The organism is Variovorax sp. DAIF25, assembly GCF_050711835.1.
GTDB lineage: Bacteria > Pseudomonadota > Gammaproteobacteria > Burkholderiales > Burkholderiaceae_C > Variovorax.
In genome coordinates this window covers 4228269-4243191 of sequence record NZ_CP136636.1, presented here as the reverse complement: position 1 = coordinate 4243191, position 14923 = coordinate 4228269, and the positions used below count along the sequence as shown (strand labels likewise).

The window sequence follows — 14923 nt, the reverse complement described above, 5'->3', positions numbered from 1 at the left end:
GCGTTCACGGTCAAGCCCGTATTCGAAGACAGATTGAAGAGGCACAGATGCAGATCGAATCCCCACCCAGCGAGAAGCCCTACGAGAAGCCCGAAGGCGAGCGCCGCGGCATCGTCATCGTCAACACCGGCGACGGCAAGGGCAAGAGCACCGCGGCCTTCGGCTTGGCGCTGCGCGCCCATGGCCGCGGCAAGGCCGTGAAGATCTACCAGTTCATGAAGGTGCCGAGCGCGCGTTTCGGCGAGCACCGCATGTTCGAGCAGATCGGCATCCCGATCGAGGGCCTGGGCGACGGCTTCAGCTGGAAGAGCCAGGATCTCGAGCGCTCGGGGCAGCTCGCGCGCGACGGCTGGGAGAAGGCCAAGGCCGCGATCCTCTCGGGCGAGTATTTCCTCGTGGTGCTCGACGAGATCACCTACCCTCTGATCTACGGCTGGCTGCCGCTCGAGGGCGTGCTCGAGACCCTGCGCGCGCGGCCCAAACATGTGCACGTGGCGCTCACGGGCCGCCGCTGCCCGCCCGAACTCATCGAACTCGCCGACACCGTGACCGAGATGACGCTGGTCAAGCATGCGTTCAAGGCCGGCATCCCGGCGCAGCGCGGCATCGAGGATTGAGCCGGATGAGCCAGGCGTTCGCGGCCGAGGAGGCGAGGGCGGTCTACCGCGCCATCCACGAGCGGCGCGACATGCGGCATTTCGCGGGCGGCGAGGTCGCGCCCGCGCTGCTGCGCCGGCTGCTCGAGGCGGCCCACCATGCGCCCAGCGTCGGCTTCATGCAGCCCTGGCGCTTCATCCGCATCCGCGACGCGGCCCTGCGCACGCGACTGCATGCGGCGGTCGAGCGCGAACGCGTGCTGACGGCGCGCGCGCTCGGCGAACGCGAGGACGCATTCATGCGGCTCAAGGTCGAGGGCCTGCTCGACGCGGCCGAGCTGCTCGCGGTGACGCTGGCCGACGGCCGCGAGCACCATGTGTTCGGCCGCCGCACCCTGCCGCAGATGGACCTGGCCTCGGCCGCCTGCGCGATCCAGAACCTCTGGCTGGCCGCGCGCGCCGAGGGGCTGGGCATGGGCTGGGTCTCGCTGTTCGATCCGGCCGAGGTGGCGGCGCTGCTGGGCCTGCCGGCCGGCGCCGAGCCTATCGCGCTGCTGTGCCTCGGGCCGGTGCACGGCTTCTACGAGGAGCCGATGCTGCAACGCGAGCGCTGGGCGCGGCGCGCGCCGCTGTCCGCGCTGGTGTTCGACGAGGCCTGGGGCCGGCCCTCGGACCTGTTCGATCCCGATCCTTCTTCGCCTGACCTGGAGTCCGCCTGATGCTGGCCTTCGATACCGTCCTGTTCGAGCTCGCGCGCCTGTTCCTCTGGCCGGTGACGCTGGGCGTGCTGCTGTCCTTCGTCTATGCCGTGTGGTGCCTCGGTGCTTTCGGCGTCGAATACCTGCAGCGCCGGCGCGACCCGTCGCGCGCACTCGTGCTGGCGCGGCATGCGCAGGCCAGCCAGGAGCAGATGGAGCTGGCCGTGCTCAAGGAGCTCGAGGGCGTGCGGCTGTGCAGCCGCGTGGCGCCGATGCTGGGCCTGATCGCCACCATGATCCCGATGGGCCCCGCGCTGGTGGCCGTGGCCTCGGGCGAATCACAGGGCGTGGCGCAGAGCCTCGCGCCGGCCTTCGCGAGCGTGATCGTCGCGCTGGCCTCGGCCTCGATCGCCTTCGTGGTCTACACCGTGCGCCGGCGCTGGCTGATGCGCGAACTGGTGATGCTGCTCGACGCGCGGGACCGGCTCTCATGAGCAAGCGGCAGTTCTCCATCCTGAGCAGCCTGGACGGCGACGACGACGATCCGGTGCTCTCGACCATCAACCTGATCGACGTCTTCATGGTCGTGATCGGCATGCTGATGATCGCGGTCATCAACAACCCGATGAACCCCTTCGCGCAGGACAAGGTCACGGTGATCCGCAACGAGGGCCAGCCCAACATGGAGATCGTGACGCGCGAGGGCCGCAAGATCACGCGCTTCAAGGCCAGCGGCGCGACCGGCGAGGGCGACGGCGAGCGCGCGGGCACGGCCTGGCGCCTCAAGGACGGGACCATGGTCTACGTGCCGGCCGACGCGGTGCCGGTGCAGGGCGGCAAGTGAGCCTGCCGCGGCGCTGGGTCGCGCTGTGGCTGCTGGCGTGGCTGGCGGCGCTGCCGGCCTGGGCGCAGCAGTCGTCCACCGGCCCGGTCGTGGTGCTCGCGACCTCGCTGGTGTCGCCCGCGCGCGTCGCTCGGCTGCAGGCCGCAGCGCAGCAGGCCGGGCTGCCGCTGCAGGTGCTGTCGGCCACGCGGGATTCGCCCGAGGCCCTGTCGGCCGCGCTCGAGGGCGCGCGGCTGCTCGTGATCGATGCGCCGCACCTGAGCGTGGCGCAGGCCGCCGCGGCGCGCTTCGGCGACGCGATCGCGCGCAGCGCGGCGCCCTATGTGCTGGTCGGCGAGTTCGCGCTGGTCGCCCGGGGCCAGCTCACGGCCGCGCCGCCGCTCGCGGCCGAGCGTGGCGTCGACGCGGCCTGGGCGCAGCGGCTGCGAGCCTACTGGCGCTTCGCGGGCGGCGCGAACCTCTCGGCGTCGATGCAGGCGCTCGCCAAGGTCGGCGTGTCCGATGGGCTGCCCGAACCCGTCGCGACGCCGCTCGCGGGCTTCTATCACCCGGGCTGGCCGCGCATCGAGACAAGCATCGAGGCGGTCGAACAGTTGCCCGGCGCGAACGGCACGGTGGCGATCGCGGTCAATGCCGCCACCGTGACCGGCGAGGACACGGCCTGGCTCGACACGCTGATCGCCGCGCTCGCGCAGCGTGGCCTGCGCGCCTATGCCTTCTACGGCCCGCGCCAGCAGAAGGACCTCTACACGCGCATGACCCAGGCCGAGGGCGGGCGCCGCGTGGCCGACCTGATCGTGAACGCCGCGCTGGTCTTCGCGCCCAACGAGCGCAAGGCCGAGCTCGAGCGCATCGGCGTGCCGGTGCTGCAGACCCTGCCGTCGCTTGCGATGGATGCGGCGCAATGGGCGCAAAGCAAGGACGGCCTGGCGCAGTCCGACATCGCGGCCTACTACAGCCCGAGCGAACTGGCCGGCATGACCGACCCGATGCTCGTGAGCGCGCGCGATGCCGCGAGCGGCAGCCTGCAGCCGCTGCCCGCGCAGATCGACGCGGTCGCCGACAAGGCCGCCGCGCTGCTGCGGCTGCAGCACACCAGTGCGGACCAGCGCCGGGTCGCGATGCTGGTCTACAACTACCCGCCGGGCGAGGCCAACTTCGGCGCCTCCTTCCTCAACGTGCCGCGCAGCGTGAGCCGCATGATCGCGGCCATGCAATCGGCCGGCTACCGCACCGAGGCGCCCGCGCCCGAGGCGCTGATCGCGCAGGTGCAGGCCACGCTCAAGGCTTCCTACCCGGCACCAGGAGGCGACGAACTACGGCCGCTGCTCGCGCAGGGCCTGGCCGACACGCTGCCGCTCGCGCGCTACCTCGCATGGTTCCGCGCGCTGCCCGTCGAGACGCAGCAGCGCATCGAGGCCTACTGGGGCGCGCCCGAAAGCTCGACCCAGCTGCGCACGGTGGACGGCGCGCCGGCCTTCGTGATCCCGCGCGTGCGCTTCGGCAACGTGGTGGTGCTGCGCCAGCCGCCGCGCTTCGAACCCGGCACGGCGGTGAAGGACAAGGCGCAGCAGGTCTACCACCGCTCGGCGGTGCCGCTGGGCCATGCCTACCTCGCCACCTACCTCTGGCTGCGCACGCAGTTCGGCGCCTCGGCCGTGGTGCACGTGGGCACGCACGGCACGGTCGAATGGTCGGCCGGCAAGGAGCGCGGACTGTCGGTGCAGGACGATCCGCTGCTGGTGCTCGGCGACCTGCCCAACGTCTATCCCTACGTGATGGACAACCTCGGCGAGGCCACCACCGCCAAGCGCCGCGGCCGAGCGACCATGGTCAGCCATTCGACGCCGATGTTCTCGCCGGCCGGCCTGCGCCCGGGCCTCGCGCAGATGCACGAGCGCATGCACGACTGGGAGACGCTCGCCCCCGGCCCGGTCAAGGCCGCGCTCGAACGGCAACTGCTGGCCGACTTCGTGGCCCGGCACTACGACCGCGACCTGGCCTGGACCCCCGCGCGCATCCGCGCCGACTTCGCGGGCTTCGTGGCGGTGCTGCATCCCTACCTCGACGAACTCGCGCAGACCGCGCAGCCGCTGGGCCTCGCGACCTTCGGCGAGGCGCCCGATGCCCGGCGCCGGCGCGCCACGCTGTTGCAGATCGTCGGCAAGCCGCTGGCGACCGCGCTCGGCGAGGACCTCGACGAGACCTTCCTGCGCGAGCCGGCCGACATGGCCGACTCGCCGCTGGGGCGCTGGGTGGCAAGGGTGCTCGACGATGCGGCCTTCGACGGCGCGGCCGCCGTGCCCGTGCACCCCGCGCAGGCCGAGGCCCTGCGCGCGCTGGCGGCGCGCGTGCGCCAGCTCGACGCGGTGCTCGCGCACAACGAGGAGATCGAGGGCCTGCTGACGGCTCTCGACGGCCGCTACCTCCGCGCCAGCTATGGCGGCGATCCGGTGCGCAATCCCGACAGCCTGCCGACCGGGCGCAACCTCTACGGCTTCGATCCCAGCCGCGTGCCCACGCGCGCGGCCTGGGACACCGGCGTGGCCGCCATGGACGCCTGGATCGCCGCCTATGCGCAGTCCCACGGCGGCAAGGCGCCCGGGAAGATCGCGTTCACGCTCTGGGCCGGCGAGGCCTCGCGCCACCAGGGCGTGCTCGAGAGCCAGGCCTTCCATGCGATGGGCGTGCGGCCACGCTGGGACGAGGCGGGGCGCATGAACGGCATCGAGGTGCTGCCCGCCGCGGCCTTGAAGCGGCCGCGCATCGATGTGCTGGTCAGCGTGACGGGCTCGTACCGCGACCAGTTCCCGCACGTGATGCGCTGGCTCGACGAGGCGGTGCGGCAGGTGGCGGCGCTGCGCGAGCCCGCGGGCACCAACGCGGTCGCGCGCCACAGCGAGGCGCTGGCGCGGCGGCTGCGGGCCGAAGGTGCGTCGGAGGCGGAGGCCGCGCGCTGGTCGACCGCGCGCGTGTTCTCGAACGAGCAGGGTAGCTATGGCGCCGGGCTCGAGGAGGCCGCGCTCGCGAGCGAGCTCTGGCGCTCGCAGCGCCGCGGCGGCGGCGACGCACAGATGGCGGGCCTGTTCATCGACCGCATGGGCCATGCCTATGGCCAGGGCCTCGACGGCGCGGCGCGGCCCGGCGCCTTCGCGGGCAATCTCGCGCAGGTCGACGCGGCGCTGATGGCGCGCAGCTCCAACCTCTATGGCGTGCTCACCAACGACGATCCGTTCCAGTACCTCGGCGGCATCGCGCAGGCGGTGCGCCATCTCACGGGCAAGGATCCGGCGCTCTATGTGCAGAACCTGCGCGACACCGGCGCGGTGCGCACCGACACCGCCGCCGGCGCGATCGCGCGCGAGATGCAGACGCGCTACCTGCATCCGCAGTGGATCGCGGCGCAGCAGGCCGAGGGCTACAGCGGCGCGCTGCAGGTGCTGAAGACCGCGCAGTTCCTCTGGGGCTGGCAGGTGACCGCGCCGGCCACGGTGCGGCCCGACCAGTGGCAGTCGCTGCACGACACCTATGTGCGCGACCGCGAGCGGCTCGGCACGCGCGCCTGGCTCGAGGGCGCGAACCGCGCGGCCTACGCGCAGACGCTGGAGCGCATGCTCGATGCGGTGCGCCTGAACTACTGGTCGCCCGATGCCGCGACGCGGCGCGAGCTCGCGCGGGCCTATGCGCAGGCGGCGCAGGCCAGCGGGCTGCGCGAGCGCAACGTGGCGGTGGAGCGCTTCGCGCGCGCGGCGATGAGCGCGCCGCCGAAGCCGGTCGTGGTGCCGGTGGAGGTGCAGGGCGCCACCGCCCCGGCCACGCAGGCCGAGTCGCCGGCACCGAGTGAAAGCAAACAGGGCGACGAGGCCGCGACCCAGCCCGTGCGCGGCCTGCGGCTCGAACCGCAGCCCGAGACGGTGCCCGCGCCGCGCAGCGACTCGGTGGTGCGCACGCTCTGGGCGCTGTTCGGCATGGCGGCGCTGCTCGCGCTCGGCGCGCTGACCCAGTGGCACCGGCACCGCCGGCCGCGGCCGGCCGTCTGATTCGGGACAATCGCGCCATGCCGGCCATCGACTTCACCGCTCCCGTGCTGGCCATGCTGGCCGCGCTGTGGATCGCGCTCGCGGTCGACCTCTGGCTTGGCGAGCCGCCCGCGCGCTGGCATCCGGTGGTGTGGATCGGGCGCTATCTGGGCTGGGCCGGCGCGCGCATCGCGCCGCCGTTCGGAGCGGCCTCCGGCAAGCAAGGGCGCGTTTTCGCGCTCGGCGCCATCGCCTGGTGCGCGGGCGCGCTGGCCGTGCTCGCGATCGCCGTGGCGCTGCAGGCCGCGCTGCAGCAGGCGCTGCCGGCCTGGGCCTTCGCGCTGCTGCTGGGGCTGGTGCTCAAGCCGCTGTTCGCCTGGCGCATGCTGCGCGACGAGGTGCTCGCGGTCGAGGCCGCGCTCGGCGAGTCGCTGGAGGCGGGCCGGACGCGACTCGCGCGCCTCGTGAGCCGCGATGTCTCGCCGCTCGGCGAGCGCGAGGTGCGCGAGAGCGCGATCGAATCGCTGGCCGAGAACCTCAACGATTCGCTGGTGGCGCCGGTGTTCTGGTTCCTGCTGTTGGGCCTGCCGGGCGCGGCGCTCTACCGCTTCGCCAACACGGCCGATGCGATGTGGGGTTACCGCGGCGAGCGCGGCGGCCGCGACTGGACCTGGGCCGGCAAATGGGCCGCGCGCGCCGACGACCTGCTGTCTTGGCTGCCCGCGCGGCTCACGGTGCTGCTGCTGGCGCTGGCGGCCGGGCGCTGGCCGCGCGGCCTCGCGCGCGAGGCGCGGCGCACGCCGTCGCCCAACAGCGGCTGGCCGATGGCCGCGATGGCGCTGCTGCTCGGCGTGCGGCTGGCCAAGCCCGCGGTCTATGCGCTCAACGCCGAGGGCCGGGCCGCAATGCCCGCCGACACCGCGCGTGCGGCCCGCTTCGGTCAGCGCGCCGTGCTGCTGCTGGCGCTGGCCGCCTGGCTGCCGGTCGTTCTGCTGTTCATGGGGGCGCGATGAGCGAGCTCGACTTCACCCCGACCCATGGCGGCCCCGATGCGCTCGGCGCGCCCGCGCACGATTTCTCGACCAATGCCAACGCCTGCGGCCCGTGCCCGGAGGCGCTCGCGCAAGTGCGCGCGGCCGATGCGACGCGCTATCCCGATCCGGCCTACACGGCACTGCGCGCGGGGCTCGCGGCGCTGCATGGCGTGGCGCCCTGGCGCATCGTGATCGCGGCCGGCGCGAGCGAGTTCATCCGTCGCATCACCGCCTGGGTGGCGCAGGAGGACCGCGGCGCGCACGGCGAGGTCGTGCTGCCGGCCACCTCCTATGGCGACTATGCGGCCGCCGCGCGCGCCTGGGGCCTGCAGGTGGTGCGTGCGCCGCAGGCGGCGCGCCGGCCGCGGCTCGCGTGGTGCTGCGATCCGTCGGCGCCGCAGGGGCAGGCGCAGCCCGGCCTGGCCGCGTCGATCGCCGCGCTGCCCGAGGGCGTGCCCTGCGTGCTCGACCGCGCCTACGAGCCGTTGCGGCTCGAAGGCGAACTCGCGCTGGCGCCCGCGCGGCTCGACCGGCTCTGGCAGATGTGGTCGCCCAACAAGGCGCTGGGCATGACGGGCGTGCGCGCGGCCTATGCGATCGCGCCGGCGGATGCTCGGGAGGCGGTGGGCGCGCTGCTGCGCCTGGGTTCCTCGTGGCCCGTGGGCGCGCATGGCGTGGCGATGCTGTCGGCCTGGGCCGAGCCTGCGGTGCAGGCCTGGGTGCGCGACAGCCTGGCCACCTTGCGCGAATGGAAGGCCGCGCAGCTCGCGCTGTGCGCGCGCATGGGCTGGCAGACCCTGCCCAGCGTGGCGAACTACCACCTCGCGCAACCGATGGCCACCGACTTCGCGGGCCTGCTGGCCGGTTTGCGCGCCGAGGGCATCAAGCTGCGCGACTGCGCGTCCTTCGGCCTGCCGGGCCAGGTGCGCATGGGCGTGCTGCCGCCCGCGAGCCAGGCCGCGCTGCACGCCGCATGGCAGCGCCTGGCGGGTGCAAACTAGCCGGCAAGAACGACCACGAGGACCTCTTCCATGCTCTACGCCATCACCACGCTCTTTCTCTGCCAGCTCGCCGGCGAACTGCTGGTGCAGTGGCTGAGCCTGCCGGTGCCCGGTCCGCTGCTCGGCATGCTGTTCCTGTTCGCGGGTCTGCTGTGGCGCGGCGGCGTGCCCGAGAGCCTGGGCGAGACCTCGGGCCATCTGCTGCGCAACCTGATGTTGCTGTTCATCCCGGCCGTGACCGGCGTGATGCTGCACTTCGAGCGCGTGGGCCGCGAGTGGCTGCCGTTCCTGGCCGCGGGCATCCTGGGCGCGGCCTTCACCATGACGGTGACCGCGCTCACCTTGCGCTGGATGATCCGCATCACCGGCAAGGACGCCCAGTGAGCGCGCCCGCGAAGCTGTCCGAGATCTGGGTCTTCCTGGCCCAGTCGCCGCTGCTGTGGCTCGCGCTCACGCTGCTGGCCTACCTGGGCGCGCTGTGGCTGCACCGGCGCAGCGGCGCCAACCCGGTGGTCAATCCGGTGCTGGTGTCGGTGATCGTGATCGTCGCCGTGCTGCTGGCGACGCGCACGCCCTACGACACCTACTTCGAGGGCGCGAAGTTCGTGCACTTCCTGATCGGGCCGGCCACGGTGGCGCTGGCGGTGCCGCTCTACAGCCAGGTGGCGCGGCTGCGCCGGCTGTGGCTGCCGATCGGCGTGGCGCTGCTCGCGGGCTCGGTGGCGGCCATCGTGTCGGCCGTGGGCATCGCGTGGGTGCTCGGCGGTTCGCACGAGCTGCTGATGTCGCTGGCGCCGAAGTCGGCCACCATGCCGATCGCGATGGGCGTGTCGGAAAAGATCGGCGGCCTGCCGTCGCTGTCGGCGGTCGCGGCCGCGATCACCGGCATCGCGGGCGCGATCATGGCCACGGGCCTGTTGAACCTGCTGCGCATCAAGGAACCCGCGGTGCGCGGCTTCGCGGTCGGCATCACGGCGCACGGCATCGGTACCGCGCGCGCGATCCAGGTCAACGAGACCGCGGGCGCGTTCTCGGCGCTCGCGATGGGGCTCAACGGCATCGCGACGGCCTTGCTGGTGCCGCTGGTGGTGCGCTGGCTCGGGGCCTGAGGCGCCGCCTTCAGTCCGCCGGCCGCTCCTGCAGCACCAGCGAGATCTCGACCGCGCCGCCGCCCGGCAGCGAGGCCACGCCGACCGTGGTGCGCGCGGGCAGCGGCTGGTCGGGGAACACCTGGCGCAGCAGCTCGCTCGCGGCATTCATCACCCGCACGTGCTGCGTGAAACCGGGCCCGGCCTGCAGGTAGCCGGTGAGGGCGACGATCTTCTGCACGCGGTCGAGGCCGCCGAGCTCGGTGCGCGCGGCGCGCAGCAGCGCGATGGCGGCGGCGACCGCGGCCCGTTCGCCGAGCGCGATGCCCGCGTCGCTGTCGTCGATAGTGCCCGCGATCACCGCGCCGTTCTCGCGCCCGACCACGCCGCTCGAATGCAGCAGGTCGCCGGCGCGCGCGAAGCTCGCATAGCGGCCCGCGGGGCGCGCGGCGGGCGAAGCATCGTGGCCCGCCTGGGCGGCGAGCGCCTCCAGGCGCCGGTCGGCATCAGTCATGCGGCACCTCGTCCATCGCCTGCGCGTCGCCGCGCAGCCAGCAGCCTTCGGCGGCCTCGGCCTGCGCGGGCAGCCGCACCTGGATCGCCGAGGGCGAGCCCATGGCCTCGCCCTGGCGCACCGTGACCAGCGTGCCGTCGGCGCCGACCAGCGCCATCTCGCGCAGGCCCCAGGCCAGCGCGGCGGCGGCGATGCCGGTGGCCGCGTCCTCGGGATAGCCGGAGGAGCGCGGGAACTGGCGCGCGCTGACCTCGGTGCCCCGCGCATCGGCGTTCGATGCGAAGGGATAGAGCCCGGTCGAGCCGAGCCGGTCGCACAGCGCCTCGACGCGCGCGAAGTCGGGCCGCAGGCCGTGCAGCAGGTCTGGGCTCTCGAGCCGCACCAGCGTCTTCACGCGGCTGGTGGCGGCGTTGAGCACGGGCGACACGATCTGCACGACCTCGATGCCCAGACACTGCGCGATCTCGCGCACCAGCGCCGCGTCGACCACGGCGATGGTGGCGCTGGGCTGGCTGATCTCGACCGCGCCGTCGACGAAGCGGCCATGCACCGTGCCGCTGAGCGTCTGCACCGCGATCGGCTCGCCGCTCCAGCGGCCGCGTTCGTGCAGCAGCCACAGCGCGCCGAGCGTGGCATGGCCGCACATCTCCATCTCGTGGCGCGGCACGAAGTAGCGCATGCGCAGGCGGTGCCGGGCGGCATCGTCGGGGGCGAGCACGAACACCGACTCGTGCCCGCTCTCGCGGGTGCGGGCCTGCATGTCCTCGGTGGACATGGCATCGGCATCGAGCCAGACCGGGGCCGGGTTGCCGCCGGCGCGGGTGCCGGGGCGGGCGAAGACGCGAACGAGCTGCATCGTCATCTCAGTCAGCCTTCGCGTTGACGGAGCGCGCGATGCCGCCCCACAGCGCGATGTCGGCGCGCACGCGCTGGCCGAACTGCTCGGGCGACCAGCTCGCGGGCGAGACGCCCTTGGCCATCATGTCGGCGCGCAGGTTGCGGTCCTGCAGCGCCTTGTCGAGCGCCGAGCGCAGCCGCTCCACCACCGGTTTGGGCGTGGCCGCGGGTGCCATCAGCCCATACCAGAGCTCGGGCTTGAAGTCCTTGATGCCCGCGGCCTCGAAGCTCGGCAGCTCGGGAAACACCGCCGAGGGCTGGCTGATCGCGAGCGCGCGCATGCGGCCGGCGCGCACCTGGGGCGCGAGCGCGGTGGGGTTGTCGAACAGCGCCTGGATCTGGCCGGCCATCAGGTCGGTCTGCGCGGGCGCCGCGCCGCGGTAGGGAATGTGGGTCATCTCGATGCCGGTGCGCTGCTTGAACAGCTCGCCCGCGAGGTGGCTCGCCGTGCCGTTGCCGATGCTGCCGTAGTTGAGCGTGCCGGGCTTCGCCTTGGCGTCGCGGATGAAGTCGGCGAGGTTCTTCGCGGGCAGCGTGGGCGCCACCACCAGCACGAAGGGCGTGGTGCCCAGCGTGCCCACGGGCGCGAGGTCGGCCAGCGGGTCGTAGGGCAGCTTGGGATAGACGGCCTGGGCCGAGGCGATGGTCGTGGTGGTGGCGGCCACCAGCGTGTAGCCGTCGGGCGCGGCCTTGGAGGCATAGCCCGTGCCCACCGTGCCGCCGGCGCCCGCGCGGTTGTCGATGATCACCGGCACGCCGAGTTCGGCCTGCAGCCTGACCTGCACCGCGCGGAAGATCACGTCGGTGCCGCCGCCGGCCGGGAAGGGCACGACGATGGTGATCGGCTTGGCGGGATAGGTGTCGGCGGCGGCCGCGGCACCGCAGGCGGCGGCGAACAGGGCGGCGGCGGCCATCAGGGCGAGGCGCCGTGGCGGGCGGAGGCTGGCGGTCATGGAGGTCCTTGGCGGAGCGGTTGAAGGGGAGGTCCTAGTCTTCCCGCCGATCGATCCGCGCGTGCCTCCGCTCGCGACGCCCGCGCGCACGAATGCGACATCGGCCGCGCGATTGACCACACAATCGGCCCCATGCCGTCCCCAGCCGCCCCATCCGGACCGCGGATCTCCGCGTTCTCCGACCGCCTCGCCCACAAGGCGACGCCGGTGGCGAGCACGCTCGACGGCTACGCCACCACGCCGCATGCGCACGATTGCGACATGCTGTTCGTGCCGCTGGCGGGCCGTTTCGACGTGATCGATCCGCGCGGCGACGCGCTGCAGTCCTCGCCCGGCCATTTCCTCTGGTTCGCGGCCGGCGCCGCCCATGCCACCAGCGCGATGACCCTGCGCCAGACGCACCTCGCGGTCTATGTCGATTCGGAGTTCTGGGACACGGCGCTGCGCGCGCACGGCATCGCGAAGCCGGCCCAGGGCCTGCGCGCGGGCAGCGGCGCGCTGAACCTGCTGTCGCACCGGCTGCTGGAGATGGCCGGCACGCCGGCATCGCCCGAGCCCTCGATGGCGCACGTGGCCCATTGCGGCGCGCTGGTGATGGAGGCGGCGCGGCTCATGGCCAACCCGCTGGTGCATCCCGACGGCCGCGGCACGCCCGGCGCGGTGATCGCCGCGCTGCTGGCCAGCGACATCGAGGCCGAGCTCGCGGCGGCGCTGCCGCTCGAGGCCTTCGCGGCGCGGCACCGGCTCTCGCGCCGGCAGGTCGAGCGGCTGTTCCGTGCGGCCTACGGGCTGTCGCCGCTCGAGTTCCAGCAGCAGCGGCGCCTCGAGCGCGCGCGCCACCTGCTGCAGAGCACCGACGAATCGGTGCTGTCGGTGGCGCAGCAGGTCGGCTGGGCCTCGGGGGCCTATCTCACGCGCATGCTGGGCAAGGCCTGGGCGACGACGGCCGGCGAGCTGCGCGCGCGGCGGCCGCCGGCCTAGAAGAAACAGTCGAGGGTCGGGAAGCGGTCCGTACCCTCGATGCAATCCCACAGGTAGATCGCGAAGCCGGGGTCGCCGGTCCACAGCGAATAGCGCAGGTGGCCGTGTTCCGCCAGGTCGGCCTCGGTCTGCGCGATGCCGTGCATGGCGAAGGCGCGCGCCCGGTCCAGCCAGGCGGCGTCGCCGAAGCGGCGGTACAGCTTGAGGAAGGCATAGCCGTTGCCGCCGGTGCCGTGGCACAGGTTCGAGCCCTTGTTCAGCGGGCCGGCCTGCCAGGTGGTCTCGCCGGCGGCGAGCAGCAGCTCGTCGAGCGTGTCGCCCGGAAAGTCCGCGAGGCAGATCACGAAGCCCGGCGCGCCATGGCACATCTGCACGAGTTTCGGCCGCGAGGCATCGGGCAGCGGGAACAGGCGCGGGCGCCAGTTCGCCTGCGCGCCCTCGCGGTCGGCGGTGCGTTGCACGGTGTTGGCGATGCAGTCGCGCCAGGCGTTCCATTCGGCGTCGTCGAGCAGGTGGCGGCCATGGATCAGCGGCACCGCGGTGGCGACGAAGCCGTGCACCGCGTCGATGTAGGTCGAGCGCTGGCCATAGAGCTGCTGGGTCCAGAAGTGGCAGCCGAAGTCCTCGGACCATTCGAGCTGCGACCCCAGCCGCCGCGCGGTGTCGCGGTAGATATGAGTCCAGCGCTGCTCGCCGGTGCGCTCGTGCATGAACAGCGCCGCGAGCATGGTGCCGGGCGTGCCCCACATCAGTTCGAGGGTTGGGTCGTCGAGGTGGCCGCCGCACAGCCGCGCGAGTTCGTCGGTGATGGTGGCCGAGGGCTGGAGCCGGTGCTCGAGCAACCGGATGCCGGTGTCGCCCATCAGGTAGGCCGCGAAGCCGGCGTCGGCGGGGCGGCCCATGGCCGCGCGGTTGGCGGCGATCAGGCCCGGCACGAAGGGCGCGTAGTCGCGCGCCAGCCGCACCGCGCCGCGGTCACGCAGATGCTGCAGCGCCCAGATCACGCCGCTGGCGCCCCAGTACAGCAGGTACTGCGGGTCCGGATTCGACGCATCGCTCGGATGCATGGGCCACAGCCCTTCGGGCGTGAAGCGCGCCTCGGTGTCGCGCACGATGCGCTCGATGGCTTCGCGCGCGCGGCCCTCGTCCCAGGCGTCGGCCCGCAGGGGCTCGTGGCGCTCGGGCGAGAACAGCATGGCGCTCAGCGCCGCTGCAGCCGCGGCGTCTTCGCGAACAGTTCGGCGGCCCAGTCCACGAAGGCGCGGACCTTGGCGCTCAGGTGGCGGTTGGGCGGGTAGACCACGTGGATCGGCAGCGGGTCGCGGTGCCAGTCGGACAGCACCTCGATCAGCTCGCCGCTCTCGAGGTGCGGCTCGGCCATGAAGGTGATGCACTGCGAGATGCCGAAGCCGCCGAGCACGGCCGCCATATGGGCGTTGCTCTCGTTGACCGACACCCGGTAGGGGCCGTTGAGCTCGATGTGCTCGTCGCCCTTCTTGAACTCGTGCGGGTAGACGCGCCGCGTGGTGCCCGAGAAGTAGCTCACCACGTGGTGCCGCTTCTCGATGTCGTTCGGATGCTGCGGCGCACCATAGCGCTTGATGTAGGCCGGCGAAGCCACGGTCACGAAGTGCAGGGTGCCGATGCGCCGCGCCACCAGCGACTGGTCGGCGAGGTCGCCGGCGCGGATCACGCAGTCGACGTTGTCGCTGATCAGGTCCACCGTGCGGTCGCTGACGCCGAGATCGACCTGGATCTCGGGATAGCGGTCGCAGAAGGTGGCCAGGGCCGGCAGGATCACCAGCCGCGCGACCGAGGTGCCGACGTCGATGCGCAGCCGGCCCGTGGGGCTGGACTGCGCATTCGTCATGCTGGCTTCCATGTCGTCGAAGTCGTTGAGCAGCCGCGCCGCCCGCTCGAAGTACGCGGCGCCGTCCGGCGTGACAGTCACCCGGCGGGTGGTACGGTTCAGCAACTTCACGCGCAGCCGCGATTCCAGGGCCTGGATCTGCTTGGTGACGGTGCCCTTGGGCAGGGCGAGCGAGTCCGCCGCGCGGGTGAAGGTGCCGGCTTCCACGACGCGGACGAAGATCCGCATGGCCTGGATCTGATCCATCGAATGCCTGTTCTTGAGACCCGGCCCTCGCCGGGGGGTGCGGATTCTCACACAAGGCCATAACCCTTTGGTGACCCGGTCCGATTGTTCGTAGTTTGGAAACAGAGTAGGGCTTGCATCCCTGTTTAACGCGACAGTCGGCGCCTTATATTTCAACCATCGCCCATTTCCCGAGGTCGTCC

Annotated in this window: 15 protein-coding genes; 10 read left to right on the top strand and 5 right to left on the bottom strand. The window is 72.7% G+C overall.

Annotation, left to right across the window (positions count from 1 at the left end):
- Positions 1-47: 47 nt before the first annotated feature.
- Genes cobO through R0232_RS19645 form a run of 9 tightly spaced genes read left to right on the top strand, consistent with a single transcriptional unit; the run spans position 48 to position 9301 of the window.
- On the top strand, positions 48-617 hold the full coding sequence (cobO, locus tag R0232_RS19685; protein WP_431509139.1) for a cob(I)yrinic acid a,c-diamide adenosyltransferase: 570 nt from the start codon (positions 48-50) through the stop codon (positions 615-617).
- 5 nt (positions 618-622) lie between these two features.
- Positions 623-1315, top strand: coding sequence for a 5,6-dimethylbenzimidazole synthase (gene bluB / locus R0232_RS19680; protein WP_431509138.1), 693 nt, complete (start codon positions 623-625; stop codon positions 1313-1315).
- A complete protein-coding gene (locus R0232_RS19675; RefSeq protein WP_093342339.1) occupies positions 1315-1788 on the top strand; it encodes a MotA/TolQ/ExbB proton channel family protein in 474 nt (157 codons plus the stop codon). Before bluB ends, R0232_RS19675 begins: the two co-directional genes overlap by 1 nt.
- Positions 1785-2138 (top strand): DUF2149 domain-containing protein, encoded by a 354-nt coding sequence (locus R0232_RS19670; protein ID WP_093342337.1) that lies wholly within the window; start codon positions 1785-1787, stop codon positions 2136-2138. Before R0232_RS19675 ends, R0232_RS19670 begins: the two co-directional genes overlap by 4 nt.
- Complete coding sequence (gene cobN, locus R0232_RS19665) at positions 2135-6178, top strand: cobaltochelatase subunit CobN (protein ID WP_431509137.1); 4044 nt, start codon at positions 2135-2137, stop codon at positions 6176-6178. Before R0232_RS19670 ends, cobN begins: the two co-directional genes overlap by 4 nt.
- A 17-nt stretch (positions 6179-6195) precedes the next feature.
- Positions 6196-7170: an adenosylcobinamide-phosphate synthase CbiB gene (gene cbiB, locus R0232_RS19660; protein WP_431509136.1), complete on the top strand. Its 975-nt coding sequence runs from the start codon at positions 6196-6198 to the stop codon at positions 7168-7170.
- A complete protein-coding gene (locus R0232_RS19655) occupies positions 7167-8192 on the top strand; it encodes an aminotransferase class I/II-fold pyridoxal phosphate-dependent enzyme (RefSeq protein ID WP_431509135.1) in 1026 nt (341 codons plus the stop codon). Before cbiB ends, R0232_RS19655 begins: the two co-directional genes overlap by 4 nt.
- Positions 8193-8222: 30 nt before the next feature.
- Positions 8223-8576: a CidA/LrgA family protein gene (locus R0232_RS19650; protein WP_057591611.1), complete on the top strand. Its 354-nt coding sequence runs from the start codon at positions 8223-8225 to the stop codon at positions 8574-8576.
- Positions 8573-9301 (top strand): LrgB family protein, encoded by a 729-nt coding sequence (locus R0232_RS19645; RefSeq protein ID WP_208510850.1) that lies wholly within the window; start codon positions 8573-8575, stop codon positions 9299-9301. The genes R0232_RS19650 and R0232_RS19645 overlap by 4 nt, the downstream gene beginning before the upstream one ends.
- A 10-nt stretch (positions 9302-9311) precedes the next feature.
- Here the strand turns inward: R0232_RS19645 and R0232_RS19640 are convergent, their stop codons facing one another.
- Genes R0232_RS19640 through R0232_RS19630 form a run of 3 tightly spaced genes read right to left on the bottom strand, consistent with a single transcriptional unit; the run spans position 9312 to position 11644 of the window.
- Complete coding sequence (locus R0232_RS19640) at positions 9312-9794, bottom strand: RidA family protein (protein WP_431509134.1); 483 nt, start codon at positions 9792-9794, stop codon at positions 9312-9314.
- Positions 9787-10656, bottom strand: coding sequence for a PhzF family phenazine biosynthesis protein (locus tag R0232_RS19635; RefSeq protein ID WP_431509133.1), 870 nt, complete (start codon positions 10654-10656; stop codon positions 9787-9789). The genes R0232_RS19640 and R0232_RS19635 overlap by 8 nt, the downstream gene beginning before the upstream one ends.
- 1 nt (position 10657) lies before the next feature.
- Positions 10658-11644, bottom strand: a complete 987-nt coding sequence (locus tag R0232_RS19630; protein ID WP_431509132.1) for a Bug family tripartite tricarboxylate transporter substrate binding protein — start codon at positions 11642-11644, stop codon at positions 10658-10660.
- Positions 11645-11776: 132 nt separating this feature from the next.
- Between R0232_RS19630 and R0232_RS19625 the strand changes: the two genes are divergently transcribed.
- Positions 11777-12625, top strand: coding sequence for a helix-turn-helix domain-containing protein (locus tag R0232_RS19625; protein WP_413763389.1), 849 nt, complete (start codon positions 11777-11779; stop codon positions 12623-12625).
- Here R0232_RS19625 and R0232_RS19620 read toward each other — a convergent pair.
- Together R0232_RS19620 and R0232_RS19615 are read right to left on the bottom strand one after the other, a co-directional pair.
- A complete protein-coding gene (locus tag R0232_RS19620; protein WP_431509131.1) occupies positions 12622-13821 on the bottom strand; it encodes a lanthionine synthetase C family protein in 1200 nt (399 codons plus the stop codon). The two genes, R0232_RS19625 and R0232_RS19620, sit on opposite strands and share 4 nt — an antisense overlap.
- A gap of 5 nt (positions 13822-13826) precedes the next feature.
- The gene (locus tag R0232_RS19615) at positions 13827-14741 is read right to left on the bottom strand and encodes a LysR family transcriptional regulator (protein ID WP_208510854.1); all 915 of its coding nucleotides are present in this window, start codon (positions 14739-14741) and stop codon (positions 13827-13829) included.
- Between the last annotated feature and the right edge of the window lie 182 nt (positions 14742-14923).

Coding starts and splice junctions, on each gene's coding strand:
- R0232_RS19675 (WP_093342339.1), top strand. CDS start 1,315: ATGCTGGCCTTCGATACCGTCCTGTTCGAGCTCGCGCGCCTGTTCCTC.
- R0232_RS19670 (WP_093342337.1), top strand. CDS start 1,785: ATGAGCAAGCGGCAGTTCTCCATCCTGAGCAGCCTGGACGGCGACGAC.
- R0232_RS19625 (WP_413763389.1), top strand. CDS start 11,777: ATGCCGTCCCCAGCCGCCCCATCCGGACCGCGGATCTCCGCGTTCTCC.
- R0232_RS19650 (WP_057591611.1), top strand. CDS start 8,223: ATGCTCTACGCCATCACCACGCTCTTTCTCTGCCAGCTCGCCGGCGAA.
- cbiB (WP_431509136.1), top strand. CDS start 6,196: ATGCCGGCCATCGACTTCACCGCTCCCGTGCTGGCCATGCTGGCCGCG.
- R0232_RS19655 (WP_431509135.1), top strand. CDS start 7,167: ATGAGCGAGCTCGACTTCACCCCGACCCATGGCGGCCCCGATGCGCTC.
- R0232_RS19640 (WP_431509134.1), bottom strand. CDS start 9,794: ATGACTGATGCCGACCGGCGCCTGGAGGCGCTCGCCGCCCAGGCGGGC.
- R0232_RS19620 (WP_431509131.1), bottom strand. CDS start 13,821: ATGCTGTTCTCGCCCGAGCGCCACGAGCCCCTGCGGGCCGACGCCTGG.
- cobO (WP_431509139.1), top strand. CDS start 48: ATGCAGATCGAATCCCCACCCAGCGAGAAGCCCTACGAGAAGCCCGAA.
- R0232_RS19615 (WP_208510854.1), bottom strand. CDS start 14,741: ATGGATCAGATCCAGGCCATGCGGATCTTCGTCCGCGTCGTGGAAGCC.
- R0232_RS19630 (WP_431509132.1), bottom strand. CDS start 11,644: ATGACCGCCAGCCTCCGCCCGCCACGGCGCCTCGCCCTGATGGCCGCC.
- R0232_RS19635 (WP_431509133.1), bottom strand. CDS start 10,656: ATGACGATGCAGCTCGTTCGCGTCTTCGCCCGCCCCGGCACCCGCGCC.
- bluB (WP_431509138.1), top strand. CDS start 623: ATGAGCCAGGCGTTCGCGGCCGAGGAGGCGAGGGCGGTCTACCGCGCC.